General features: G+C 37.1%; 20 protein-coding genes, 3 pseudogenes and 1 other annotated feature. Of the genes and pseudogenes, 7 read left to right on the top strand and 16 right to left on the bottom strand.

Features of this window, described 5'->3' with window-relative positions; genetic code table 11:
• Nucleotides 1-48: 48 nt before the first annotated feature.
• Nucleotides 49-963: a type I pantothenate kinase gene (gene coaA, locus HMPREF0518_RS08565; RefSeq protein WP_023192120.1), complete on the bottom strand. Its 915-nt coding sequence runs from the start codon at nucleotides 961-963 to the stop codon at nucleotides 49-51.
• A 58-nt stretch (nucleotides 964-1021) separates the two neighbouring features.
• Between coaA and HMPREF0518_RS08560 the strand changes: the two genes are divergently transcribed.
• Nucleotides 1022-1582, top strand: coding sequence for an SGNH/GDSL hydrolase family protein (locus HMPREF0518_RS08560; protein WP_003627824.1), 561 nt, complete (start codon nucleotides 1022-1024; stop codon nucleotides 1580-1582).
• Here the strand turns inward: HMPREF0518_RS08560 and HMPREF0518_RS08555 are convergent.
• The 5 genes from HMPREF0518_RS08555 to helD form a co-directional block, all read right to left on the bottom strand.
• Nucleotides 1579-2025: a GNAT family N-acetyltransferase gene (locus HMPREF0518_RS08555; RefSeq protein ID WP_003627823.1), complete on the bottom strand. Its 447-nt coding sequence runs from the start codon at nucleotides 2023-2025 to the stop codon at nucleotides 1579-1581. The genes HMPREF0518_RS08560 and HMPREF0518_RS08555 overlap by 4 nt on opposite strands.
• A 3-nt stretch (nucleotides 2026-2028) precedes the next feature.
• Nucleotides 2029-2832 (bottom strand): amino acid ABC transporter substrate-binding protein, encoded by an 804-nt coding sequence (locus tag HMPREF0518_RS08550; RefSeq protein ID WP_003627822.1) that lies wholly within the window; start codon nucleotides 2830-2832, stop codon nucleotides 2029-2031.
• A gap of 3 nt (nucleotides 2833-2835) precedes the next feature.
• Entirely contained in the window at nucleotides 2836-3456 is a 621-nt protein-coding gene (locus tag HMPREF0518_RS08545) for an amino acid ABC transporter ATP-binding protein (RefSeq protein ID WP_003627821.1), read from the bottom strand.
• 15 nt (nucleotides 3457-3471) lie between these two features.
• Nucleotides 3472-4119, bottom strand: coding sequence for an amino acid ABC transporter permease (locus HMPREF0518_RS08540; RefSeq protein ID WP_003627820.1), 648 nt, complete (start codon nucleotides 4117-4119; stop codon nucleotides 3472-3474).
• A 153-nt stretch (nucleotides 4120-4272) separates the two neighbouring features.
• Nucleotides 4273-4504, bottom strand: a binding site (T-box leader).
• Between the two features lie 54 nt (nucleotides 4505-4558).
• Nucleotides 4559-6868: an RNA polymerase recycling motor HelD gene (helD, locus tag HMPREF0518_RS08535; protein ID WP_003627819.1), complete on the bottom strand. Its 2310-nt coding sequence runs from the start codon at nucleotides 6866-6868 to the stop codon at nucleotides 4559-4561.
• A gap of 149 nt (nucleotides 6869-7017) precedes the next feature.
• Between helD and HMPREF0518_RS08530 the strand changes: the two genes are divergently transcribed.
• Nucleotides 7018-7704: a M57 family metalloprotease gene (locus tag HMPREF0518_RS08530; protein WP_003627818.1), complete on the top strand. Its 687-nt coding sequence runs from the start codon at nucleotides 7018-7020 to the stop codon at nucleotides 7702-7704.
• A gap of 60 nt (nucleotides 7705-7764) precedes the next feature.
• Nucleotides 7765-8415 carry a histidine phosphatase family protein gene (locus HMPREF0518_RS08525; RefSeq protein ID WP_003627817.1) on the top strand — a complete coding sequence of 217 codons (651 nt, stop codon included), beginning with the start codon at nucleotides 7765-7767 and terminating at the stop codon, nucleotides 8413-8415.
• Between the two features lie 103 nt (nucleotides 8416-8518).
• Here the strand turns inward: HMPREF0518_RS08525 and HMPREF0518_RS08520 are convergent.
• The 5 genes and pseudogenes from HMPREF0518_RS08520 to HMPREF0518_RS08500 form a co-directional block, all read right to left on the bottom strand.
• Nucleotides 8519-9269 (bottom strand): annotated as a pseudogene (locus HMPREF0518_RS08520) (aspartate/glutamate racemase family protein).
• 27 nt (nucleotides 9270-9296) lie between these two features.
• Nucleotides 9297-10520: an aspartate-alanine antiporter-like transporter gene (locus tag HMPREF0518_RS08515; RefSeq protein WP_230478124.1), complete on the bottom strand. Its 1224-nt coding sequence runs from the start codon at nucleotides 10518-10520 to the stop codon at nucleotides 9297-9299.
• Nucleotides 10521-10769: 249 nt separating this feature from the next.
• The gene (locus tag HMPREF0518_RS08510) at nucleotides 10770-12569 is read right to left on the bottom strand and encodes an FtsX-like permease family protein (protein WP_003627812.1); all 1800 of its coding nucleotides are present in this window, start codon (nucleotides 12567-12569) and stop codon (nucleotides 10770-10772) included.
• 12 nt (nucleotides 12570-12581) lie between these two features.
• Nucleotides 12582-13331: an ABC transporter ATP-binding protein gene (locus HMPREF0518_RS08505; protein WP_003627811.1), complete on the bottom strand. Its 750-nt coding sequence runs from the start codon at nucleotides 13329-13331 to the stop codon at nucleotides 12582-12584.
• A 144-nt stretch (nucleotides 13332-13475) separates the two neighbouring features.
• Nucleotides 13476-14747, bottom strand: a complete 1272-nt coding sequence (locus tag HMPREF0518_RS08500) for a TcaA 3rd/4th domain-containing protein (RefSeq protein ID WP_003627810.1) — start codon at nucleotides 14745-14747, stop codon at nucleotides 13476-13478.
• An 88-nt stretch (nucleotides 14748-14835) separates the two neighbouring features.
• Here HMPREF0518_RS08500 and HMPREF0518_RS08495 point away from each other — a divergent pair, with 88 nt between their 5' ends.
• Together HMPREF0518_RS08495 and HMPREF0518_RS09890 are read left to right on the top strand one after the other, a co-directional pair.
• Complete coding sequence (locus HMPREF0518_RS08495; RefSeq protein ID WP_003627809.1) at nucleotides 14836-15507, top strand: hypothetical protein; 672 nt, start codon at nucleotides 14836-14838, stop codon at nucleotides 15505-15507.
• A 320-nt stretch (nucleotides 15508-15827) separates the two neighbouring features.
• Nucleotides 15828-17289: pseudogene (locus tag HMPREF0518_RS09890) on the top strand (HAD-IC family P-type ATPase).
• A gap of 155 nt (nucleotides 17290-17444) precedes the next feature.
• Here HMPREF0518_RS09890 and HMPREF0518_RS10840 read toward each other — a convergent pair.
• From HMPREF0518_RS10840 to HMPREF0518_RS08470, 5 genes are all read right to left on the bottom strand, one after another.
• Nucleotides 17445-17594: a hypothetical protein gene (locus HMPREF0518_RS10840; protein WP_023192849.1), complete on the bottom strand. Its 150-nt coding sequence runs from the start codon at nucleotides 17592-17594 to the stop codon at nucleotides 17445-17447.
• Between the two features lie 78 nt (nucleotides 17595-17672).
• Entirely contained in the window at nucleotides 17673-17810 is a 138-nt protein-coding gene (locus HMPREF0518_RS10375; protein ID WP_003627805.1) for a hypothetical protein, read from the bottom strand.
• Between the two features lie 90 nt (nucleotides 17811-17900).
• Nucleotides 17901-18905, bottom strand: a complete 1005-nt coding sequence (locus HMPREF0518_RS08480) for an asparaginase (protein ID WP_003627804.1) — start codon at nucleotides 18903-18905, stop codon at nucleotides 17901-17903.
• Nucleotides 18906-18916: 11 nt separating this feature from the next.
• Entirely contained in the window at nucleotides 18917-19690 is a 774-nt protein-coding gene (locus HMPREF0518_RS08475) for a MurR/RpiR family transcriptional regulator (RefSeq protein ID WP_003627802.1), read from the bottom strand.
• Nucleotides 19691-19814: 124 nt separating this feature from the next.
• On the bottom strand, nucleotides 19815-21152 hold the full coding sequence (locus HMPREF0518_RS08470; protein ID WP_003627801.1) for a family 4 glycosyl hydrolase: 1338 nt from the start codon (nucleotides 21150-21152) through the stop codon (nucleotides 19815-19817).
• Between the two features lie 592 nt (nucleotides 21153-21744).
• Here HMPREF0518_RS08470 and HMPREF0518_RS08465 point away from each other — a divergent pair.
• Together HMPREF0518_RS08465 and HMPREF0518_RS08460 are read left to right on the top strand one after the other, a co-directional pair.
• Nucleotides 21745-22481: pseudogene (locus HMPREF0518_RS08465) on the top strand (SEC10/PgrA surface exclusion domain-containing protein); the annotation flags it as partial.
• Between the two features lie 472 nt (nucleotides 22482-22953).
• Nucleotides 22954-23460: a hypothetical protein gene (locus HMPREF0518_RS08460; RefSeq protein WP_023061718.1), complete on the top strand. Its 507-nt coding sequence runs from the start codon at nucleotides 22954-22956 to the stop codon at nucleotides 23458-23460.
• The last annotated feature ends 92 nt before the right edge of the window (nucleotides 23461-23552 follow it).

Raw genomic sequence — 23552 nt, 5'->3', positions numbered from 1 at the left:
TTAATTGCTTGCATAAAAAATCTCCTTATCTAATTAGATTATAACAAACTAAATATGTCTCAAATAAATCTTATCAATTAAATGTCCATCAGTCTTATGCAAAATTAAGCTTGCACGTTCCTTAGTTGGAGCAATATATTCACGTAGGTTTACTAAATTTACCATTTGCCATACTTCTTCCGCAAACTGCATCGCTTGATCCAACGGACCATTTGCCATTTGATAATAAAAGTTATCGGGTTTGTTTTTATTTAGCTTCAATATCTTTTGGAAACGTTGCATATACCATTTTTCAATCAAATCTTCTTCTGCATCGATATAAATTGAAAAGTCAAAAAAGTCACTAGTCACAACTTGTCCACTTTCTGGGAGTTGCAAGGTATTAATTCCTTCAATAATCAAAATATCAGGATTCTTAACATGACCGTATTTTCCAGGGACAATGTCGCTTAATTCTTGTGAATAAAGTGGGTAAACAATATCTTTTTTACCACTTAAAACATCCCGCAAAAAATCGCTTAATAAAGCCATATTGTAACTTTCAGGGAAGCCTTTGCGTGACATTAAGCCTTTGCGCTCTAGTTCCTTATTTGGATAAATAAAGCCATCAGTGGTCATTAAATGTACTTTCAAATCTGGGTAGGTTCTTTGCAAAAGCAACTGCAAAAGGCGCGCCGTAGTTGATTTGCCTACCGCTACGGAACCTGAAATACCAATGATGAACGGAGCTGGTTCAAATGATTTATGCAAAAATTTAATCTGTGCTTGACGCACTTGTTGCTTATCCTGATAGACTAAATGTAAGTAGCTAATTAAACTAGTATAAATCTCATGAACATCGGTTAAATCAACTACATCACCCAGTGACTTGATTTGCGCTAATTCTTCTTTTGTAATATTTGCTTTATTTTTTGGAGCTAATTTAGCCCATTCATTTCTTTTAAAACTTGTATAATTTTTCATGATAATATCCATTTTTCTTATATCTACACTTACTAATTATACTTGAAAGGCATTAATTATGAAAAAAATAATTTTATTCGGTGATTCTATTTTCAATGGTTTTCGCAATGGCCAAGACACAGATTTAGCTACTAACCTATTTCAAAAAGGACTAAAAGATTATGCACAGGTGAAAAACATATCTAAAAGTGGTGCTACGACTGTCGAAGCATTGGACTATTTGCATCTAATTCCTCAAAAAAGAGATTTAGTTGTAGTCGAATATGGCAATAATGATGCCGCAACTGGCTGGGGCATTCGACCAGAACGCTATGAGCAAAATCTAAACGAAATCCTCACTAAAATAGGCAAAGCCATAGTCGTTGGTCTTTGTTATCCTGATCCTACTAACAGCGAAATTAACCAATTTTATGGCGATAAGAGACTAGATCTTTTTAACGATATTGCTAAAAGAGTTGCAGCTAAGCACAGTGCACAGTTTGTGGATATCTTACCTGCTTTTAGAAAACTCACGGACATTTCGACATACTATCAAAAAGATGGCCAGCATCTAACAGATAAGGGCAATGAATTTTTAGTTAATCAAATTCTGCCAGCAATCAAAAAAGAACTTGATTAATTCAAGTCCTTCTTCATCATAATATGCTCAACGCCAGCTTCCTCAAAAGGTTCACCACAGGTTTGATAACCTACTTTTTCATAAAATGGCTTAACATGCATTTGGGCATGACAATACAAAGCTGAAGCATTTTGCTTTTTTAAATAATTATGCACAGCTAACAGCATTTTCTTGCCTAAGCTTTGACCGCGACTTTTCTTTGATACTGCAACACGGCCTAGCATCCACTTATCTTTTTCCACAAACAGACGACATGTCGCAAGGGCATCCGTCTGTTTTTCATTTAACAAAAAAACTTGAATAGCTGTTAAATCTTGATCATCCAAATCCGGCACAGTAATTTTTTGCTCAGCTACAAAAGTTTCATTGCGTAAGCGAGCCACCGCAAACATTTCTCTGCTTGTCATTTCATCAATCTTTTTAAAAGAAAAATTATTATTCATCGTTTATTTACCTAAATAATTACTATCTTTACCAAACCATTTTTCATTAATTTGACGCAATTTGCCATTCTTCTGCAATCTGGCCAATCCTTCGTTGAGCTTTTTTTGCAAAGTCTTGTCGCCTTTACGCATCCCTACAGCAAATTCATCGAATGGTACGCGATCATTCTGAATCACCTTATATTCGCTGCTTTTAACCATGTGTGCAATGTAATAGTCGGCATATACTTCGTCTAGTAAAATCCCTTGAATTCTGCCAGAGTTTAAATCTAAGAATGAATTAGAAATGGTGTCGTACAAAATAGTCTTCTTAGCATGCAAAACGTTCTGCTTGGTCTCATACCATTGTTCAGCTGTTGACCCAGTTTGCATCCCCAGCTCATATTTTTTCATCTGTGCAACACTGTCAATGCCGCTATTCTTCTTTACTACTAAAACCTGACGATTGCGCAAATATGGTCGACTAAAAGCTACTTTTTTCTTTCGCTCAGGCGTAATGCTATAGCCGTTCCAGATTAAATCGATGGTACCGTTACGCAATTCCGTTACGTTCATCGACCAGTCGATCGTTTGAAAACTGACTTTAATCCCGTATTCCTTAAAAACGGCCCTTGCTAAATCAATATCGTAACCCGTGAGCTGACCATTTTTCTTCTCAAAGCCCATCGGCACAAAGCTGTCGTCTAGGCCAATAACTACCTGTTTATTCTTTTCGATTGTTTGCCAGCTGTCCGGATTATTAGATTTAGCACAGCCAGTTAAAGTTAGTGCTAGAATTCCAATAATTGCTATTATCCATTTTTTCATAGGCTAACCCTCACTTAATGGTTGCACCTTTAACATCTGATCTGCCACATTCTCTGCAAATTGCAAATCGTGCGTGATAATTAATTGTGTTAAACCAGACTTCTTCAGGCCTAAAATCATCTTCTCAACTTCTTTACGTAAGTTAGGATCAAGCGCTGAAGTTGGCTCATCATAACAGAGAATACGTGGTTTCATTGCCAAAGCTCGCGCAATTGCGACACGCTGCTTTTGACCACCAGACAGTTCATAAGGATATTGCTTTTCTCGACCATTCATTTGTAAACGATTGAGCAGCTCATAAGCTTCTTTATTAGCCTCTTCCTTGCTTTCTTTAAGTACCAGCGTTGGTGCCAAAGTGATATTTTGCAACACATTTAAGTTAGGGAAAAGATTATAATCCTGAAATACAACGCCCACTTTACCTGAATCATAGGCTTGGCCCTCAATCAAAATCTCGCCGCTATCTTTTGTTTCAAGGCCAGCAATGATTCTTAGAAGCGTGGTTTTCCCCGCACCAGATGGACCAACAATAGTCATGATCTCACCATCGTTTAGGGTAAACGAGATATCTTTTAAAATTGGTCGATTATTAAATTCCTTGTATAAGTTTTTTACTTCTAACATTTAATCCACCTGCCACTATCTGTAATAAGAGACGTGCTTTTCCAACTTTTTCAAAACAAAAGCACAAATACTAATCAAAAGTAGATAAATCACGCCAACTAAAACTAATGGAACCAGCGTTACATCGCGCGCCATGGCCACGTTACCGGCTCTAAGCAAGTCGCCCAAGCCGATTACATAAACAAGTGACGAATCCTTAACCAAGTTGATTACTTCATTACCAATTGAAGGTAAGACAATCTTAATTACCTGGGGAATAACTATCTTGGTCATTGTTTGCCAGCGGCTTAAACGCAAAACTTTTGCGGCTTCAAATTGTCCTTCATCAATTGATTGAAATCCGCCCCGGAAAATTTCCGCAAAATATGCCGCATAATTTAAGACAAATGCCAAGAGTGCTGCCTGATAACGCGGAAACACAATATGGATAATTGGTAAACCATAAAACACAAAAATCAATTGTAAGAGCAGCGGTGTTCCTCGCATAATCCAGACATAAAAGTTAACCAGCCATTTAATTGGCTTAATTTTGCTCATTTCTCCCAATGAAACTAAAATTCCGAGCGGTGTTGCCAAAATAATAGTCCAAAAGAAAATACTAAGCGTCATCGTTGCGCCGCTAAAAAGGGCCGGTAAAATTTCTCCAATATATTTTAATGACATATCCTCACCTGCATTTTTCTAATAAAAAAGTCCCCTTAGGACTAACCTAAGAGAACGAACTGATCGTGTTTCCACCTCATCTTCGCATCTGCTCACGCAAAATGCCTCACTAGATTGATTATCTTAAAGAAAAAGCCCCCATAGCCAATTGGCTACGAGGGCGAATGAAATCGCGGTTCCACCTCATGTTCACAGGCTATTCGCATAACCTGCCTCAATAAGTTAATAATCAACCTTTAGCTGTAACGGGCTATCCCGGGTCTTCCTACTTAATTCAGAAAATCAACTCACAGATGTGACTTCAGATTAGCTCGTGTTTCATTTCCACCATCAGAAACTCTCTATTACCGCAGCTAACCTTACTGCTTCTGTTCTAAGTTGTTTTTAATGTTGCTATAAATCTTATAGGATTAACAAATATTTGTCAATTATTTCTTTTTCATTTTTCTTCATAAGTAGCTGGATCTACATCTAAAAGTGGACTCTTTTCACCTGTATAAATCACATCTAACTTGTACATTGCACGAGATGTAATCGTGTAAACTAACTGGGTTTCATCCAATTGATGATAATTTTCTTTGTTTGCGCCCCACATAACTACGGCGTCAAACTCTAATCCTTTGGCAAGGTATGAAGGAATTACTAAGGTACCATCAACTAAACGCTGGTTAGCTGTCGCAATCAAAGTGGTTGGTTCCTTCTTCTTGCTCAATTCTTCATGCACAAATTTAGCACTAGCCAAATCCTTGGTAATGATGACTGTAGTCATCTTACGCTTTTCATTATCGCGCAAAACATCGACTAAGACATCAATTGCCTTCTCATCATTATCTCTTCCCCAAATCACAGGTTTTGGACCTTGACGGTTGAAGGCTTCGATCTTTTCACCTTGACGCAAAATCTGCTTGGTAAAATTAGTCAATTGCTTAGTTGAACGATAGGACTTAGTAAGCTGAACCACATCAGTTTTTTCTGGATCAAACAAACCAGAAATCTGCTTAAGCAAGCTGCGACTCTCATCCTTAGTAAAGATGGCCTGATTCAAATCACCGAGCATCGTAAACTTAGCACGTGGGAAATTGTACTTAAGGTAAGCCAATTGGAATGGCGTATAATCTTGAATTTCATCAATAAATGCATAACGCATTTCATAATCGTTTCTGCGACCAGTGATCAAATCATACAAGTAAAGATAGGCAGAAACATCAGTGATAGCAATATCATGTTTCTTGAAGTTCTCCTTAACTTCATCAATATGATGCAACCAATCATCTTCTGTAATGTCCCACTTATTAGCTAAATCAACCATCTTAGGTACGGCACGCAAGAAGCTCAAGTATTGTGCACGCATGTTGATAAAGTGATTGTGCAAAATGCGCTTGTGCACGCCCTTTAAAGCTTTCAAAACAATCTTTCTGCCTAAGAAAGCCTCTTCCTTAGCTTCTGATTCAAATTCTTGATCAGGGCGATCATACAATTCATTTAACTCTGATTGACTCATCCCTTCAATGGTGCGAGCAACCCAGGCCTTTTTAACTTCTGGTGTAATCTTGCGATTAAGCATCTTAATAAGCTCTTCGCGCGTTGCATCAATTCTATTAGCTAAATTGTAGTTTTCATTATATGAGTAATAAATTTCCTTGATCTTTTCCTTATCAAAATAAGGCTTCTTCTTATCACGGAAATAGATATTCTTGAAAATTACTCCCCGCTTATTCAAGTGTTTAGCATAGCGCGTTAACAAATTGAAGAAATTGACTGAACCCTTGAACTTGCTGATATTAGTATCAGAATTCTGATCTTCAAATTGTTTAAACAAGTTTTCCACATTCATCCCTGGAAGTCGCCGTGCCACAAATTGCCAATATGTCATCTGCACCATGTTTTGTTCACCCATTTCAGGCAAAACATTTTTAATGTAATCATTGAACAATTGGTTAGGACTGAACATGATAACGTCACTAGAAGTTAAATTACCACGGTAGCGGTAAAGCAAGTATGCAATTCTTTGCAAAATCGCACTAGTCTTTCCTGAACCTGCAGCACCTTGCACGAAGAGCAAGTCAGCGCTGGTATTTCTAATAATCTTATTTTGTTCTTGTTGAATCGTGGTTACGATTGATTTCATCTGAGTTGATGACTTTTCAGATAAAACCTCTAGAAGCATTTGATCACCGATTGATTCATTAGTGTCAAACATGTTGACGATCTTGCCATCTTCAATCATGAATTGGCGCTTCTTCGTCATGTCGACGGTAATCTTACCTTCTGGCGAATTATAAGATACTTCGCCTAACTTGCCATCATAATAAATTGAAGAAATAGGCGCACGCCAGTCATAAATCAAGAAATGATCATCTTTATCAGCAAAAGAACCCAGACCAATATAGATAGTTTCAGGCTTCTTTTCCCCTTGTTCCTTAAAATCAACTCGAGCAAAATATGGCCGCTTTTCCAGTCTTTCGACAGTATCCAACTGCTTAGCTGAATGCTGCCAAGCATGCTCACGCTCACTTAATAATTGCTGCTGTTGATGAATCGACAAGGCAGTTTCCATTGAAGTCGAATAGCCATCATAGTCTAATTTAACATCATCAAAGAAATGTGAATTAAGATCTCTAGCTTCGCCTTCAGCTGATTTAATTGACTTTTTTAAAGATTTTTCACGTTCCTTGATTTGTTTCATAATATTATCAAGGTGTTTTTGTTCAAGTGTTTCTTCACTATTTTCACTTTTTGCTGTGGTCATTTAATCACCTTTTCTTTAAAAACTCGCATTCTATTTTATCATGAATAACGCTTTCATAATAGTCCACATGCTCATAGACAAAATATAAGCAAAAATAGGTGAAAACTTAAGAATTGAAGATTATAATTTCAACATTGGAGTTGAAAAAAATGAGAACATTTTTTAGATTCATCAGAAATATTTTCTTGCTTGCATTACTTGCCTTTGCTGTTTGGACTTATAAAAATGACCCTAACATGCGCATGGCTACGCAAGATTCTCTGACTACATTGAATTATCGCATCCAGCAGTTATTAGAAACCGGAACTGCCACGCCACCTAAGCTAGGCGATAAAGACATTTCCACCAAAACCGACAAAACAAAAGATGACGATACTTCTGACAACCGGACTTGGTCAAAACCGGAAGCGAATGTTTACGTAGATATTAAAAACAATATTCAATTACGTTCAGCTGCAATAGATGCCATGAATGCTTGGAATCGGACCGGAGCCTTCACTTTTCATCAAATTGCTAACAAAAAGAAGGCACAAATAGTTATCAACATTGTGGATAATAGCGATACAAACGCCGCTGGTGAAACGGCCACAACCTACAATCCAGCAACAGGACATTTGCTAAAAGCAGAAGTTCATCTCAATCGTTACTACTTGCAAAATGAATGGTATGGTTACAGCAATAATCGTATTATCAATACCGCTGAGCATGAATTAGGTCACGCGATCGGTTTAAATCACACCAATAGCGTTTCAGTCATGTATCCTAAGGGATCAATTTACACCATTCAGCCACAAGATATCAAAAATGTGCGTAAGCTCTACCACGAAAACAATTAACTTTAATTACTCCTCTCTTTTTTCTAAAATAGAGAGGAGTTTTTTGATGAGGAGAAATTTATGAAAAGAATCTATATTGTTCGTCACGGACAGACTTATATTAATCGTTATAACAAGATGCAGGGCTGGTGTGATACGCCTTTAACTACCGCAGGAATCGAAGGTGCCGAAGAAGCCGGCAAGGCATTGCACGACGTTCCTTTTGATATTGCCCTTTCTAGTGATTTAAAAAGAGCTAGCGATACCTGCGAAACTATCATGAAATACAACGTCAACAAGGATGAATTGCAACATATTGCTAGTCCATTTTTCAGAGAACAATTCTACGGCTACTTTGAAGGAATGGATTCTGAAATGGCTTGGCGCATGATCGGTGGCAGTCATGGCTACGCTACTAGACAAGAAATGTTTAAACATGAAAGTATCGATACCATTAAAGATTGGATCAAAGAAGCTGACCCATACCATCAAGCAGAAGATGCTGAAGAATATTGGTCTCGTATGGAAAATGGTTTAAAGATGATCAGCGAACTTGATGGAGCTGAAAACATCTTGTTGGTTACCCATGGTTTTACTATTAGAAGCTTGTGGTACCGTTACGGCGATAATATCCCTCTTGTACCCGGTCCAAAGAATGCCTCAATTACCGTGATGACCATGAGCGATAAAGGCGACATCAAGATTCCTATTTGGAATGAAATGCACTTATAAACATATACAAAAAGAAGCTTAGATCAACTTGATCTAGGCTTCTCTTTTTTAGATGAACGCTATATTATTACTACGCTATTTAGTTTGTGGGTATTTATTTAATCTAATCATACATATATTTCTTAACTGCTTCTTTTGGATCCATTCCATTTCTAATCTTTTCTTCTAGTTCAATGGAAACGTCAGCGATAATTGATTGGGGGGTCAATTACTGCAACGTCAGGATCGAGTGCTTTTTCATTGGCTAAGGATAATTCGGTGCATCCTAACAAAACCACTTTACACCCATATTTATCGTGCATGAGGGTTAAAATATGGTGGAATAATTCAGGATCTACTTTTCCTTTTTCTTTAATATCACCATAAATTAATTGATTTACCATCAGTTGAATTTCTGGACCACCTAATACAGGAGTCTTGTTAACCTTTTTGATGTATTTAACATATAATCCGTCTCTGATTGATCCTTCAGTGGCAATTAAGCCTAAGTTCTTTTCATCAGGATAATCATCAACAAATTTATGGACCGCAATTTCCATCATGTTAAGGAAGGGTACATCTGACAATGCAGCTAATTCATCGTACCAATAATGAGCTGTATTACATGGCATAAGGAAAAAATCTGGTTTCAATGGCGCTTGTTGTAAGACGTCTTCTTTTAAATAATCATATGGATTTGGTTTGGAGTGATCTTCAATCCATGTAGTACGATCAGGAATAGTTGCATGGTTAACCAAGATGTAGTTCATATAGTCTTGGTCGTCCTTAATTTTTACGCGATGATTTACTAAGTTAATGTAACCTTGGGTAGCTAAAGTACTCATGCCTCCGAGGACTGTGAAAAAGTTCTTCATAATTTGATTTCTCCTAAGAGATGACTCTTAAGCTAAGATTGCCACAACTAGAGGGGCCATTACTGTTAAGAAGATGTTCCCTAATGCATAAGTCGGGGTATAACTTAATGCAAATACAGATGAATCAGTTTCTGCGTTAACTGCGTTCAAAGCAGCAGTGATTGTCCCTGATCCACAAAGAGAACCAATATTATAAACGATGTTCATTTTCAGTACGAATCTACTGAATAGTAATGTTAAAAAGTGTGGCAAAATTGATACTAACACACCAATTAAGAATACGAGCCAACCCATTTCTTTTAAGGCAGTTACGAAGCCGCTACCAGCTTGCAAACCTACCACGGCAATAAATAGGTTCAAGCCTAAACTCTTCAATAACCATCTGGTGTATGGAGGAATTATACCGGTTGTTGGGTGCTTTTGTTGCAGCCAGCCAAAGTACAAACCAGCGAACAATGCACTACCATCGCCACCAAGAGTAAGTGGGATCTTGTGAATCGTAATTACGATAGCACCAAGTAAGATACCTAAGAAGATATCTATTGACATGAAGCTAACATCTGTTTTGATTCCAGTAACTTTTTCATAACCAATTGTCTTAATGGCATTAGTTAAATAGTTTGCTGGACCGATAATTGTTACATGATCGCCAACAGTTAACTGGGTGTAGTCGGTAATTTTTTGACCATCATGTTCAGCGGTGTCGATAAGAACACCATTACTTAAGATTTGCTCTAAAGCACCATAACTATATGCTTTAGTTAACAAAACTGTGGCTTTCTTGAGGTTGAGATGGAAGTTGTTAGCATCAAGTTCTGACATCTTGGGGTCTTTATCTGCTAATTCAGCAAAGTGTTTAATGTGACCTACAACTAAGATGGTATCGTTTTCTTGTAAAGTAGTTGTAGTAGCGACTAACATCTTGCCATCTCTAACTACCTCTTCAATTATTAAGCCTTGATTATTTTTATCAAAATCGGTTAAAGTATTACCAATAAATTCACAGCCCTTGTTTAATTTAAAGGCTCTAACACGAATATTGGCAGAAATTTTAACGCCTTGATCTCCGTTTGAAATGTGATTTTCTTCAATGTATTTTTTGGTTGCTTCACGCAAGTTAACACGTAAAATTGCTGGAGCGATGTTCTTTAAGAAGATCAAAACCCCGACAGTACCAAAAACATACGTCAATGCATACGCAATAGCTACTTGGGACATAGCTGCAGTTTTTGCGGCTTGGGAGATATGCAAAGCCTCAATTGCAGAGTTAGCAGTCCCGATACAGGCTGATTGAGTTAAAGCAACAGCAATAATGCCACCAGCTTCATCTGTAGAAAATAGAATTTATATAGTTGTAATATTTAAAATAATTATCTGAAAATAGAAGAATATAAAAAGTAAAAATATAAATATTCAAATCTGCATATTAAAAAAGCTGTCATTTTGACAGCTTTTTTGCAAACCTAGCTTATTAACGTGTACCGGCAAAAGCAGAAACTTCTACTTTTTCAGCACTTTATTCTCGTATAATTTCACAGTTACCATGTAGTAAATGAAGTACAGTACTATGAAAATCAAGAATGGTAACCAGATACCCATGTATGGCTTGGGTAATAATGCCTTGAATAATCTTAACCCGAAGAAAACATCAATGATGCCTAATACTCCAGGCAAGGCGAACAGAACTCCGATTTCATTTCTAATTGATCTTCTAAGCATCTTTTCTCTAGTGCCAATCTTATAGAGCATTTCGTAGCGTACTTTGTCGCTGGCGGCGCCGCTTAAAACTTTGAACATCAAAGTTGAAGCAAGCATGGTCAGGAATGCAATTCCTAGGAAGAAGCCCATGAATTCAAAACCGCTAGCAAAGCCCAATACTACTTGATAAGTAAATGGTTTAGTGTTGCTTAATACTCTACTAATCAAAGGTGAAGTCATTTGAGCTTTTTCAATCTTCATTAAAGTTGGATATTCCTTAATAAAATCCTTGACTCTAATTAAAGTCACAAACTTCTTTTGTCCTTGAATGGCATTAAATTTAGCTGGAGAAACCAATTCAATCTTTTTAGTGCCATTGAGTAGCATCATGCTCAAACGAGTATTAGCAGAATTACCTGGGGTAACCAAGTCCTTAGCCCTGGCTACAGTTGGCGTATAAGTTGGAAAATCATTACCGTGTTGACTAAATTTAATATATTTAAATGGCTTTTTATCAAAATCAGCCTTGTTAAAGACTAATTCTTTTTTAGTTTCAACATAGTGGTAAGTTGCCTTAGATTTAAGATCTAACTTGTCCACATTCTTTTGCACAGCTGGTGTATTTTGCACGATCTGTGCATCGTAGTAGTCGCTGACTAATGCTTGGTTCTTCAATGAATTGAAGTTAAGACCAACAGTAATCGCACCAAGAGCTAAAGCGAAAAGTAGTGAGATGACAGAAAGAATACGCGTATAATCACGAATTCTGAATTTTAATTGTCCGAGAGTGAAGACGCGAATGCCGTGGTAGGCAAAATTCTTCTTTTTAAGTAAAAGATTGATGATGAGAGTGAAGAATGAATCAAAAGTGAAGTATGAACCTGCCACGATAGTTACTAATGCTGCTGGAATGATGAAGAAAATAGCATTAGCGGGCATCCCCATGATGTAGTAGCCTGCAGCTAGTAGCAAAATACCTAAAACAGCTTCAACTACACGTAAACCATTTTTACGACTGATCTTAATTGGCTTTTGACTTTCATGAAGCAAGTCAATCACTTTACTACGCACAAGTTTATGCACATTTCTCAACGAAGCTAAGAAGAAAACAGCTACAAAGAAAATCAATGTCCATAAAATCGCATTAGGTAAAACAATCTGGAAGTGCGTAATATGCAAGCCTAAACTGCTAATCAATAATTTAGAAACAAGAGCAGTCAAGCCAAAGCCTACAATAATACCTAAGATCGTTGCCAAAATACCTGTTAACAAAGTTTCGCAGAAAATCAGCAACCCAATCTTAGAACTTTTTGCCCCTAGCATCATGAACATGCCGTAGTCGTGCTGCCGCATGCTGAGCAAAAATGAATTCGCATAAACTAAATAAACAAAAGTAATAATTGCGAGTAAGACAATTCCGAAGCCAAAGATAAAGCTTAAGTATTGTCCTGGGGCATTAACATCCTTGCTCATGAAGCCTGGGTTAATTGCCAAGGATAAGAACATGTAAAAGATTGTACTCGCGACTACTAATCCCGAAAACAGGACCGCGTAGTCTTTAAGCCGGCTTTTAATCCCGGTTAAAGATAATTTCCAAATCATTTTTGTCCCCTCCTATTCTTCAGTACCTAAGTGAGCAATTAATTCATGGTAGAAGTCCGTTCTAGATTTTTGCCCCTTAATCATTTGTTCACCGATCTTACCGTCTTTGATAAATAAAATACGATTGGCAAAACTTGCTGAAAATGGATCGTGGGTAACCATCAAAGTCGTTACACCGTCATGCTTATTTAAGTTTTCCATTGTGTTCAACAATTCTCTTGCACTCTTAGAATCAAGCGCGCCAGTTGGTTCATCGGCGAGCAAGATAGCTGGTTCGTGAACCAAGGCACGTGCCGAAGCTACTCTTTGCTTTTGTCCACCAGAAATTTCTGCGGGATATTTATTCAAGATTTCTTTGATCCCCAACTTAGCTGCGATCTCATCCACAAGCGGATTAATTCTGCGTGCTGATAATCCGCGCAAGCTAAGTGGCAATGCAATATTTTCACGATTAGACAAATTTTCTAGCAAGTTGAAGTCTTGGAAAATAAAACCTATTTCTTTGCTACGGAAGTCGGCCATCTGATTAGTATTCAAGGTGCTGACATCATGTGCATTAATGAAAACTTGACCAGTGGTTGGTTTATCCAAAGTTGAAAGAATGTTAAGCAAGGTAGTCTTACCTGAACCAGAAGCACCCATAATTGCTACGAATTCACCAGCAGCAACCTTAAAATTGATGCCCTTTAAAGCTCGGTATTGTTTTTCGCCTTTTTTACCATAAGTTTTGGTGACGTTGTCAACCACAAGAATTTCGTTCATTTTATGTTCCTCTTTCTCCGTTAATTTGTTTTACTGTGTTATTAACTTAATACACTAATATGATATTCAACTTTTGTCAATCTATTTTTGCGCAAAAAAGAGCTCTTCACTTTTAAATACGTGAAGAGCCCTGATTTAACAGCATTAGTTGCTGGTTTTTGTTTTAATTAATTTGCATTTTCCTAATGTTTGAATCTCTTGATGACCGTTTACTAGATGCAAAACTGCATCCTGGTATAACAGTTTTTCTTTCTCTTTGCTCTTATCTTTATACTTTTTGATAAAAGTTACCTCGTAATCTATCTTGCTGTAATTACGCTTGCCCGGCAAAACAGATAAGACTTTTACTTCGACATTGAACTTCTTAAGTTTTTTATCTTTTTTCCACTTCTTGATTTGCTGCTCAATCTTCTTGTAATCGGCGTTTTCTTTGCCATTTTCAAAATTGGTTACCATTGGCTTCTTAAAGTTGGTATATAGCATTCTTGCAGCATCCTCAACTTTAATTAGACCTGGCCAAATTGGATTAACAATATAATCACCTTCAGCATCTTGGTAAACATCCTTTTCACCATTGCCTTGGTAATCTGCTGCGCCATCATAATCAGTCACATCGTCTTCGCTATCGCTAAATTCAGCGCTGATCGACTGCGACAAGTCCGTCACTCTTTCAGACTTAATAGTTTTGCCATCTGCCTTGCTTTTAACATAAATTTCCATTCTTTTAGCAAGCGGATAATCTTTAAAGGTATAATGTCCCTTTTTATTAAGAGTAGCTGCCTTGTGATCATTAATATAGACCACGCCATTAGGAACGCTGCGAATCTGGAAAGTGGCGGTCTTAATTTTCATATTGACCGTCTTATCTGACCAAATATTTACAATCGAGTCAGCATCCAGCTTTCTACCATTGACTTTAGATTTAACTAAAATATGATAGCGACCTGGGAAGACCAATCCTAGATCTTGATAATAGTTCTGGTTGCCGCCGTTCATTTTGCCATAATCTTCACCATTGACAAATAAAGTGGAATTGGCATGATTAGTTTGAACTTGCGGACGGTAGCATTGTACTCTCAATTTATATTTACTGAAGAACAGAAAATACCTACCGTCCTCAATCAATTGAATTTCACCATCATCGCGACCGCTTCGTAAGTTGGAATTCAATTTTTTCACAGCCGCTGTGTGATTTTTAAAATAATTCTGCAATGGCTTTAAACTGTCATCAGTTACCTTCATATCAGGCGTTGAAGCAACCACGTATTGTGCCATCCCTGTCTTAGGATCTTTTAAGTTAGCAACAATGCGGCTAATCTGCCGATCTTTTGTATAATAAAAATTGCCAGCGGTAATTAATCCGCCAACTAAAATTACAATAATTCCAAATATCCAAATAGTTTTACGTTTTTTCATACTTCAAACCCACCAAATTAATACTTTAAATTTAGATTAACAGGTTGAGCCAAAATAGCAACTATCTTCATTTTTGTGAGGAAAAATTATGGAAATTAACTTTAATTTTGTTAAAAATAGTCCAACATTTAGTGAGCAAGATTCTGCTGCTGAAAAAATTCACAAGTTATACACAATTGATGATTATCGCGATGTCATCAGCAACTCCCGACTGCTGCTTGAAACACTTACTAAGAAACTTTTTAAATTAGAAAACTTGAATGCCTATTATCATGTACCTGATGGCGAATATCGCAATCTGCGCAATGATACGCATTATTTACGCAGTGAACTCGATTATCCTTTAAGCATCATGGATTTATTCGATGAAGTCCGCCGAATGGGAAATGCGGCAATCCACGATAGTAAAATCGAACCTGACAAAAAGCAGGCCTGGCGCTGCATCTGTGATTTGCACGACATTCTAGTCTTCTTAATCAATAGCTACGATGGGCAAGATCTGTATTATATTCGACCCGACATTGCCATGGAGGCTCAGACTTCTAAGCAATTCCATTCCCGCATGAAAAATACTAAGCCACACATCAAGCTCAAGGATCATCAAACTAAAAAAGTAGGAAAAAATCATTCACACACTAACTTAAAAAAGGCGAAACATTTCTCTAGTGCAAAAACTGTGGACAAGCCTGCTGAAAAACATGAACATACACAACCTACAAAACAAAATTGGTTCACCAAACTTTTCCACAAAAGAAAATAGCAAGGCTACGTTGCCTTGCTATCCTAATTCAAGAAAGTGTAGTCGTTCAAGATCACATTATTCGACTACTAAAAAACGGGCTGTAACCATACTCCCCATGAAATACACCCGTGCGATCATCATACACCTTATTTTTCGATTAAAAAATCAATTTTTTCTTTGCTAATGATAACCAAAAAATAATATTTATTATATATTGAGAGGCGCCAATGACGCTGCCAATACACAAATGAAAACTGAAGAAGTTTCTCAAATGGGGAATGGCTTTGTTAAAGGCCATTCTCCATTTTATTTTTGACGAAAGGAGTGATATGTCCTTTATGGATAATCACATACAAAAGCCTTGGGCTGTGACTCAGTCTGAGGTACTAACAGAGACAAATACATCAGAATCAGGCTTAAGCGAAGACGCAGTTCGAATACGTCAAAAAGATGGCTTAAATGAACTTGCCGCTAAGCCGCCTAAAACCACCTTGCAAATGATCAAAGAGCAAATTATCGATCCAATGATCATGATTTTGCTTGGCGCAGCCTTCTTTTCGGCTCTTTTTCATGAATACACTGAAGCAATTATTATTGCCATGATCGTAGTCATCAATACCATCATTGGTATTGTGCAGGAAAAGAAAGCTCAATCATCCTTAGCTGCACTACGCGATATGAGCGCTCCGATGGCCCATGTTATTTGCGCTGGCAAAGAACAATTAATCCCTGCTAAAGAATTAGTAGTCGGTGACATCGTTAACTTACACGACGGTGATATGGTTCCAGCTGACATGCGTCTTCTTGAATCCGCCAACTTAAAGATTCAAGAAGCATCCCTCACAGGTGAATCTGTTCCTGTGGAAAAAGATGCAGATGCCGTTTTAGCTAAAGACTGCAGTCTTGGCGATCGCATCAACATGGCCTTTAGTTCATCTATTGTGACTTATGGCCGCGGTCTAGGTGTCATTGCCGCTACCGGTATGAATACCGAAATGGGTGCCATTGCCGGCATGCTGGACGATCAAACCAAAATTGAAACACCATTAAAACGTAAATTAACTAGCGTTGGTAAGGTGTTAACTATCATTGGTATTTTCGTCTGCATCCTGGTTTTCATCATTGGTGCAATGTACCAAAAGCCACTTTTACCACAATATTCAAAAGGTAATTCAATTCTTGTTAGTTGGTAACATCGCCGAAATTACTACTTTGTTTGTTGCAACTTTATTTAACTGGGATGCTCCATTATTAGCTGTGCATATCCTGTGGGTAAACTTAGCCACTTCTACTTTGCCAGCTCTTGCCTTAGGTGTTGACCCTGCAAGCAAAAACATCATGAAGCACAAGCCAGTTAAAACAGGTACGCTTTTTGAAAAAGACCTCGTTTGGCGCGTAATTACCCAGGGAATTTTCGTAGCAATGATGACCTTGACCGCCTACTTCATTGGTGCCAGCATCGATAATCCATTGACTGGCCAAACCATGGCGTTCAGCGTTTTGGCACTATCCCAGATGCTTAGAACCTTCAACCATCACTCAAATACAGAGCCAATCTGGAAGAGAGCTACTGGCATGAATATGTGGCTAGTAATTCCATTCATTGTTTCCGCATTCTTCATGGGATTAATCTTATTTGTTCCAGCTTTGCAAAATGTATTCTACATTACTAATATTTCAGCTGGACAATGGATAATTGTAATTGCTTTATCCTTGCTTTCAATTGTACAAGTTGAAATTTTCAAAGGATTTAAGAAGTTAAGAACTAATTCAAGCAGAACCAAACTAATCGAAGAATGAAATAAAGGATCCTCACGAGGATCCTTTTTCATATGCTTAATTTAATTCTTCAATATCCTTAAGTAAACTGTCTTGTTCTGGCGTTAAACACTCATGCTCTTTACGCAATTTTAAGACTTGCTCACAAGTATGCAAGATAGTTTTAGCTTTCCCAACTACTGCATAGTCACCTCAGCCAAAAAGTTGTCCATCTCTTTAGCTGTTACTGCAAAGACATCATTGGCACCACCATGTTCAAGTGGCATGCAATTTAATATTTCCAAAATCATTTGCAGCTTATTTCTTACTTCTTCAAACTTATTCAACTTTCTCACATCCTATCTGCTTTTTCTTAATTATAAGCAAAAATCAAAAAACAGTCACATTGTAGTGACTGTTTTAGTTTACTTTTTAACGATTGCACTAGAAAATGTTTGCGCATTAGATTCAATCAGCTGATTTGAATTATTAGCAAAAAGTGAAACCCCAATTCCTAATGCCGCTAAAGTAAGCCAGACTTTTCCTAATAGTTTACTTTTCATATTATGTGCACTCCTTTTGCCTCTATTATACAAAAAGCATTAATGCATTAGTATTGTCTGCGCTTACAATTAATAAAATTGTAACATTCTTTAATTAGTTTTAAGAGTTACTTCACCAGCCACATCTGTATTGAAGAAATCTGCCACTTCATGTACGTTCATGCCTTGACCAAGGGCCCACATCAATTTGGTAATGGCACTCTCAGAAGTCATGTCGCACGCACTGATCGCACCTTCTAGCAAGGCCTCACGTCCAACTTCATACTTGGTTAAGTCACTACGTTCATATAAACATTGGCTGCTGGCAATTACAGGGATGCCCTGTCTGATCAACTTACCAATTGCGGCAACCATGTTACGGCGAATAAAGTTCATCCCACCTAACCCGTAGGCTTCAATAACAATTCCTTGGCAGCCACTATCTACCATCGCAAATAATAATTTAGGATCAAAACCTGGAAATAATTTTACTAACGAAACATTCGAATCAATATCGGTGTTTAAACTAGGTGCACCCGTCTTTTCTCTAGGTTGGTAGTCCTTATTGAATACTAAGCCATCAGACGAAACAGTTGCGATAGGTGGAACGTTCACGCTCTCAAAGGCATCGAAGTTGGTTGTTCTAACCTTAACGGCTCTGCAGCCAAGCATGATTTTATTATGGAAAGCCAAATAAATATCAGGCGGACAAGTAGCCGCTGCCGCAAAGGCTAAACGCAAATTATCGTGAGCGTCACTTAAAACGACATTGATTGGCACCTGACTTCCAGTTAAAACAACTGGAATATTAATGTTCTTCAACATAAAAGCAAGCATTGACGCGGTGTAAGCCATCGTATCGGTACCGTGTGAAACGACAATGCCATCATAATCGTTGCGATATTTATAAATATTTTCTGCAATAAACTTCCATTCTTCTGGTTGAATATTGGAAGAATCAAGCTGCAAAATATCTTGAACATCGATATCATATGGCAACTTACCCAGCATTTTAATCAATTCTTCGCCACTCTCTTTTGGCACTAAGCCCGCATCAGAAGCAACTGACGCAATCGTCCCACCAGTTGAAAGCAATAATAACTTTTTCTTTTCCATCTTTGTTTTCTCTACTTTTGCAATTTACGCTGTTTTTCATATTCATTAATTATTAAATCAATTAAAACATAGGCTGAACTAAAAGTCTCAACCTTTTTACTAAACTGAAATGGCGTAGTTTTAAAGAAAAAGCTATAATCACTAAGAGAAGCCAATTTTCCTGGCTGCCAACTCGTTAGCGAAACCAGCTTTAGCTTATTATTGATTACATCAATTTTCTTTAACTCTTCAATAATTGTCTTATTAAAGCCGCCAAACGAAATCACAAATAGCATATCATTTTCTTTGGCAGCTTGGCCAAGCATTGAAACTTCATCCCGCGCACTTGGCAAAATAATTGCATTTTTACCTATTAAATAAAAGGAATGCGCTAAATATTCCGCAATAATCTGTTGTTGCCAACCTGTGGAATAAATGTAGATAGTTTCAGCTTGATCTAAATCCGCACATAAGTCATGTAAATCCAGTCCTTTAAAATATTTAAAGGTGTCATTGATGATTTTTTGCAAATTATCGTCAAAATCTAATTCTTGAGCATGCTTGGCATATTGCTCTTTTCTAGCAATCAATTCAGATAGTTCAAATTTAAGCTCGCTAAAGCCACTTAAGCCTAATTTTTTACTCAAACGAAAAATGGCAGATTTAGAAACATATAACTTCTGCGCTAATTCCATTAAGCTCAACTTGCTAGCTTCCTTAGGATACTTAAGCAAGTAACTGACTATTGCCTTGTCAGTATCATTGAAGCTTTCCTTTTTCTTCATTACTACTGTTTCTAAATCCATTTCTATGTCCTTTCCGTCATTAACTTAATAACAAGTTCAGAATATCATGATCAACACAAAAAAGGTAGCTATTCAATTATAGAATAGTTACCTTTTTCTTATTTGTTATGACTTGTCAAAATTGTTATTTAAGTTCTGGCCAATATGGAGCGTTAACTGGAATCATGTCATCCAAAATCTTCTTAGCTACAGATGCATCTGGAACAGTCTTGTTCAAAGCGAAGGCTTGGAGCATCTTTTGGTATGAGTGTTCTACATAAGCATCAACAACCAACTTTTCACAGGTTTGTTGTTCCATCATCAAACCTCTTTGGAAACGGCCAGCCTTACCAGTTGCCATTGGTTGAATACCATCAGCACCAAACAATGCTGGAACTTCAACGATTGAATCTGGATCCATGTTGGCAATGGCACCGTTGTTTTCACAGTTAGCCAAGAACTTCTCGTGCGTGTTGTAAGCAATAGCGTGAATAATATCTACGATATATTCTGAGTGCAAACCTGAAATGTCCCAAATATTGTCCTTAGCAGTACCTGCCTTAACGATTCTTTCACATTCACCGAAGACGATCTTTTGACGGTGTTCACGAATTTCATCAGTACGAGTGTGCTTTGGATCGGCGTTTGCTACTTCATATTGTGGGAAGTAGTAGTATTGCATGTAGTTGTTTGGCAAGGTTTCTGGATCCATCTTGTAGTCGTCAGCAACCTTCTTAAAGGTAGCTTCCCATGAAGCTTCAGTATCTTTGTCGTAGTCGCCGCCTACCCAGTAGCCGTGATCCTTGACGTATTCCTTAAGCTTAGGCATCAAGTCTTCACCGGTCTTCTTGTTTCTAACTTCTTTCCACCAGCCGAAGTGGTTCAAGCCGTAGTAGTTGAAGTCAATGTCGTGCCAGCTGTTTAAACCGCAGATAGCAGCCATTCTGTCCATGTCATCAATTGGCATATCACAGATGTTGATAACCTTTGCACCTGGACGAAGGCGACGACAAGCTTCAGCAACAATAGCAATAGTGTTGGAGTAGTTGATCATCCAAGCATTTGGTGAATATTCTTGCATCCAATCAATGATTTGCAAAATTGCAGGAATTGAACGAAGACCATAAGCCATACCTCCGGGTCCTGTAGTTTCCTGACCATTTACACCATATTTTAATGGGATCTTTTCATCTAAGCTTCTCATGTGGTACTTACCAACACGAATTGAACCCATTACAAAGTCTACGTCAGTAAAGGCTTCCTTTGGATCAGTGGTGTATGAGAACTTAATTTGTGGAGCTCTTTCCTTCATTATGATCTTAACAGCTTCACCAATCTTCTTTTGACGTTCTGCATCGTTATCGTAGAACTTCAATTGTCTCATTGGAAATTTATCTTGACTCTTAATTAAGTCCAAAACAAATCCTGGTGTAAAAGTACTACCACCACCGGCAATAACTACTGAATATTTTTTACCATCCATAGTTCTTTACTCTCCTTTTCGTAAGTTTTCATCTTTTGTGAATTGCTTAATTACCTTACGCATAAATTTATAACATTTTTCTTTTATAATGTATTCGTTTTCAATGGCTTCAGACTTTGTTTCGTCAGTTGAACCTCATTTCAAATAGTGAAATATATTTCGGCTTATCATTGTCTATTCACATATAGTTTTAGTATAATAATAGCTAAAACATGTCCTTGTTATTGCAAAATGTATTTCAAAATCGGACTTTGATTATTTAATCAGTTTCTACTATATAAAAGGACGAGATTTAGCAAGAATGCTTTAAATTACCGATGTTATGGCATTTTCAAGCGGTTAAAATATTTAATAATTAATATAACTACAGTTGTATTAATATAATAAATTATATATTTTTACTTTTTTAATTTTTATATTATTTAATTAGTGTGTAATTTCTTCATATATGCCCCATCAAGCCATACAGTACAAGTACTTTTGAGATTTATCATCCCATATATATAATTGTATTTTTGTTATTAAATTATTTCGTGTATAGACTTTAGTTTTAATCCTGCTAGTCTATTTCAGTGAAGAGACTTCAACAGCTTCAACTGCTGAAGCAGCTTCTATTACTTTGCCTTCTGGTTACACCAAGAGTGCCATTATTAAATGGAACCAAACCGGTAGAGCAAGCAAAGCTTTAATCAATGCCTCAAAGAAAGGCATGAAAGAAAACACATACAGTGGTGCTGGTTCAGACAATACATTAGTTAACGTAACTAATTTGAGCCACAGCCAAAAAGTTGAATTAAGTAGATATGCATTGAGCTTAATTAACTCTGCTCATCATCAACTTGGCAAGAAATCATGGACTTACAAGGCTGGTGCTTTGCACTTTGCAGACCGTGTAGCTAATCACACAACAAGTCTTGCTGGGATGCAGGTCACTATGTACCTGGTATCAAGCGTGCAGCTAAAGCTTCTGGCCTTAACTCAAGAGTAGGTCAAGTTTATGAAGACGAAGCAGCTTTGCCTATCTCATCAACTTACCACACCAACATGCGTACCATGTCAGCATTGAAGAACCAAATTTACTTCAACGTTAAGCAAATGCTTTTCGGTGGTTTCTATGGCTCATACAGTCAAATGAATGATTCTTCAAGATACACTGAATGGGAACACGCTGGTGACTTGCTTGGTTGTCGTACAAAGCATTATGATGCTAAGACTAAATACTTTGGTATCAGCTTCAGCGGCTTAAAGGGCGATTCAAGCAAGATTAGTGTTCACATGATGGGCGTTGCTAAGCGTTACATCCAAAACTACAAGAAATTTAACCGTTAATATTGACGTTGTAGTTTAAAACTTAATAATGTTCCTAATCCAAGAGTTCAAATGGTTTAGTCACCTATTTGAGCTCTTTTAATTTACTCAAAAAAGGCCAGATTGCTCTGTATTTTCAGACAATTTGGTCTTTTTGTACTCTATATTAGGCAAGATTAATAATTAAAAGTAAGTATTGAAATGCCCGGTCTTATAACTTTTTGAGCAAGAATGTTGATATATCAACGTTTCAAGCACTTTCAGCAACTATAAGTTATAAATTTTAGTTCTTGTTTTTTTATTTTTTAAAAATTTTTTTGAGATATCTATTTATAGCTAATCTGCTTAAATCATGCTTACATCAAGCCATAAACCAATTATTATTAAAAGTAGCTATTGCTATATTGATGCACGCTTGGTATATTTTATAAAAATAATTTTTAACAAAAATATTCAAACTTACTTGGAGTTGTTATTAAAAGGGATGAATCTAATGAGAAAACTTACAACTTATGAGATTTTACGCAAAGAATTAACTAGAGGTATTATTACTAAATACTCTGTTACCCAATTTTGCAAGGCCACTGGTATGAGCCGCGGCGTTTTTTATAATACTTATACTGGATTAACCGATCTATTTTGTAAAAGTATTCAAGCAGAAATTAAAACTCATTTCCGCGAATATGGTGACTGTCAGTCTAATAAATTGATCTTTGCTTTTCTTAGACAAATTGGCAATGATCGCCTTTTCTACACTAATATTTATCGTCTAACTCGCAAAAAGCATACTACTCACATCTGCAATCAGATTAATCGCACGCTTTTTACAGAAATGCAAAAATATCTTTTTAACAGTGATTACTCCAATAAGCATATTAAGAGCATGACCAATATTCTGCTTGCACATATCACCAATTGGATTGATCACGGCTGCGATGCCCATGTGCTCGACGTTTATACTGATGTCGCAATTATTTTGCCTAAACAAAAAGACTGCTAACCAGCAGCCTTTTTTGCTATATTCTTTTAATCATGTGGTCGTATGTCCGATCCCCGATCGTCATCGTCTTTTCTGTTTGATAGCCTTTGTGC

The organism is Lactobacillus helveticus DSM 20075 = CGMCC 1.1877, assembly GCF_000160855.1.
In the GTDB taxonomy this organism is placed as follows: Bacteria; Bacillota; Bacilli; order Lactobacillales; family Lactobacillaceae; genus Lactobacillus; species Lactobacillus helveticus.
Note: the sequence above shows the minus strand (reverse complement) of the source record. Positions and strands in the feature narration are given on the sequence as shown.

Bases quoted from the DNA above. Each gene is read 5' to 3' on its own strand.
- coaA (WP_023192120.1), bottom strand. From the start codon at position 963: ATGAAAAATTATACAAGTTTTAAAAGAAATGAATGGGCTAAATTAGCT.
- HMPREF0518_RS08560 (WP_003627824.1), top strand. From the start codon at position 1,022: ATGAAAAAAATAATTTTATTCGGTGATTCTATTTTCAATGGTTTTCGC.
- HMPREF0518_RS08555 (WP_003627823.1), bottom strand. From the start codon at position 2,025: ATGAATAATAATTTTTCTTTTAAAAAGATTGATGAAATGACAAGCAGA.
- HMPREF0518_RS08550 (WP_003627822.1), bottom strand. From the start codon at position 2,832: ATGAAAAAATGGATAATAGCAATTATTGGAATTCTAGCACTAACTTTA.
- HMPREF0518_RS08545 (WP_003627821.1), bottom strand. From the start codon at position 3,456: ATGTTAGAAGTAAAAAACTTATACAAGGAATTTAATAATCGACCAATT.
- HMPREF0518_RS08540 (WP_003627820.1), bottom strand. From the start codon at position 4,119: ATGTCATTAAAATATATTGGAGAAATTTTACCGGCCCTTTTTAGCGGC.
- helD (WP_003627819.1), bottom strand. From the start codon at position 6,868: ATGACCACAGCAAAAAGTGAAAATAGTGAAGAAACACTTGAACAAAAA.
- HMPREF0518_RS08530 (WP_003627818.1), top strand. From the start codon at position 7,018: ATGAGAACATTTTTTAGATTCATCAGAAATATTTTCTTGCTTGCATTA.
- HMPREF0518_RS08525 (WP_003627817.1), top strand. From the start codon at position 7,765: ATGAAAAGAATCTATATTGTTCGTCACGGACAGACTTATATTAATCGT.
- HMPREF0518_RS08510 (WP_003627812.1), bottom strand. From the start codon at position 12,569: ATGATTTGGAAATTATCTTTAACCGGGATTAAAAGCCGGCTTAAAGAC.
- HMPREF0518_RS08505 (WP_003627811.1), bottom strand. From the start codon at position 13,331: ATGAACGAAATTCTTGTGGTTGACAACGTCACCAAAACTTATGGTAAA.
- HMPREF0518_RS08500 (WP_003627810.1), bottom strand. From the start codon at position 14,747: ATGAAAAAACGTAAAACTATTTGGATATTTGGAATTATTGTAATTTTA.
- HMPREF0518_RS08495 (WP_003627809.1), top strand. From the start codon at position 14,836: ATGGAAATTAACTTTAATTTTGTTAAAAATAGTCCAACATTTAGTGAG.
- HMPREF0518_RS10375 (WP_003627805.1), bottom strand. From the start codon at position 17,810: ATGAAAAGTAAACTATTAGGAAAAGTCTGGCTTACTTTAGCGGCATTA.
- HMPREF0518_RS08480 (WP_003627804.1), bottom strand. From the start codon at position 18,905: ATGGAAAAGAAAAAGTTATTATTGCTTTCAACTGGTGGGACGATTGCG.
- HMPREF0518_RS08475 (WP_003627802.1), bottom strand. From the start codon at position 19,690: ATGGATTTAGAAACAGTAGTAATGAAGAAAAAGGAAAGCTTCAATGAT.
- HMPREF0518_RS08470 (WP_003627801.1), bottom strand. From the start codon at position 21,152: ATGGATGGTAAAAAATATTCAGTAGTTATTGCCGGTGGTGGTAGTACT.
- HMPREF0518_RS08460 (WP_023061718.1), top strand. From the start codon at position 22,954: ATGAGAAAACTTACAACTTATGAGATTTTACGCAAAGAATTAACTAGA.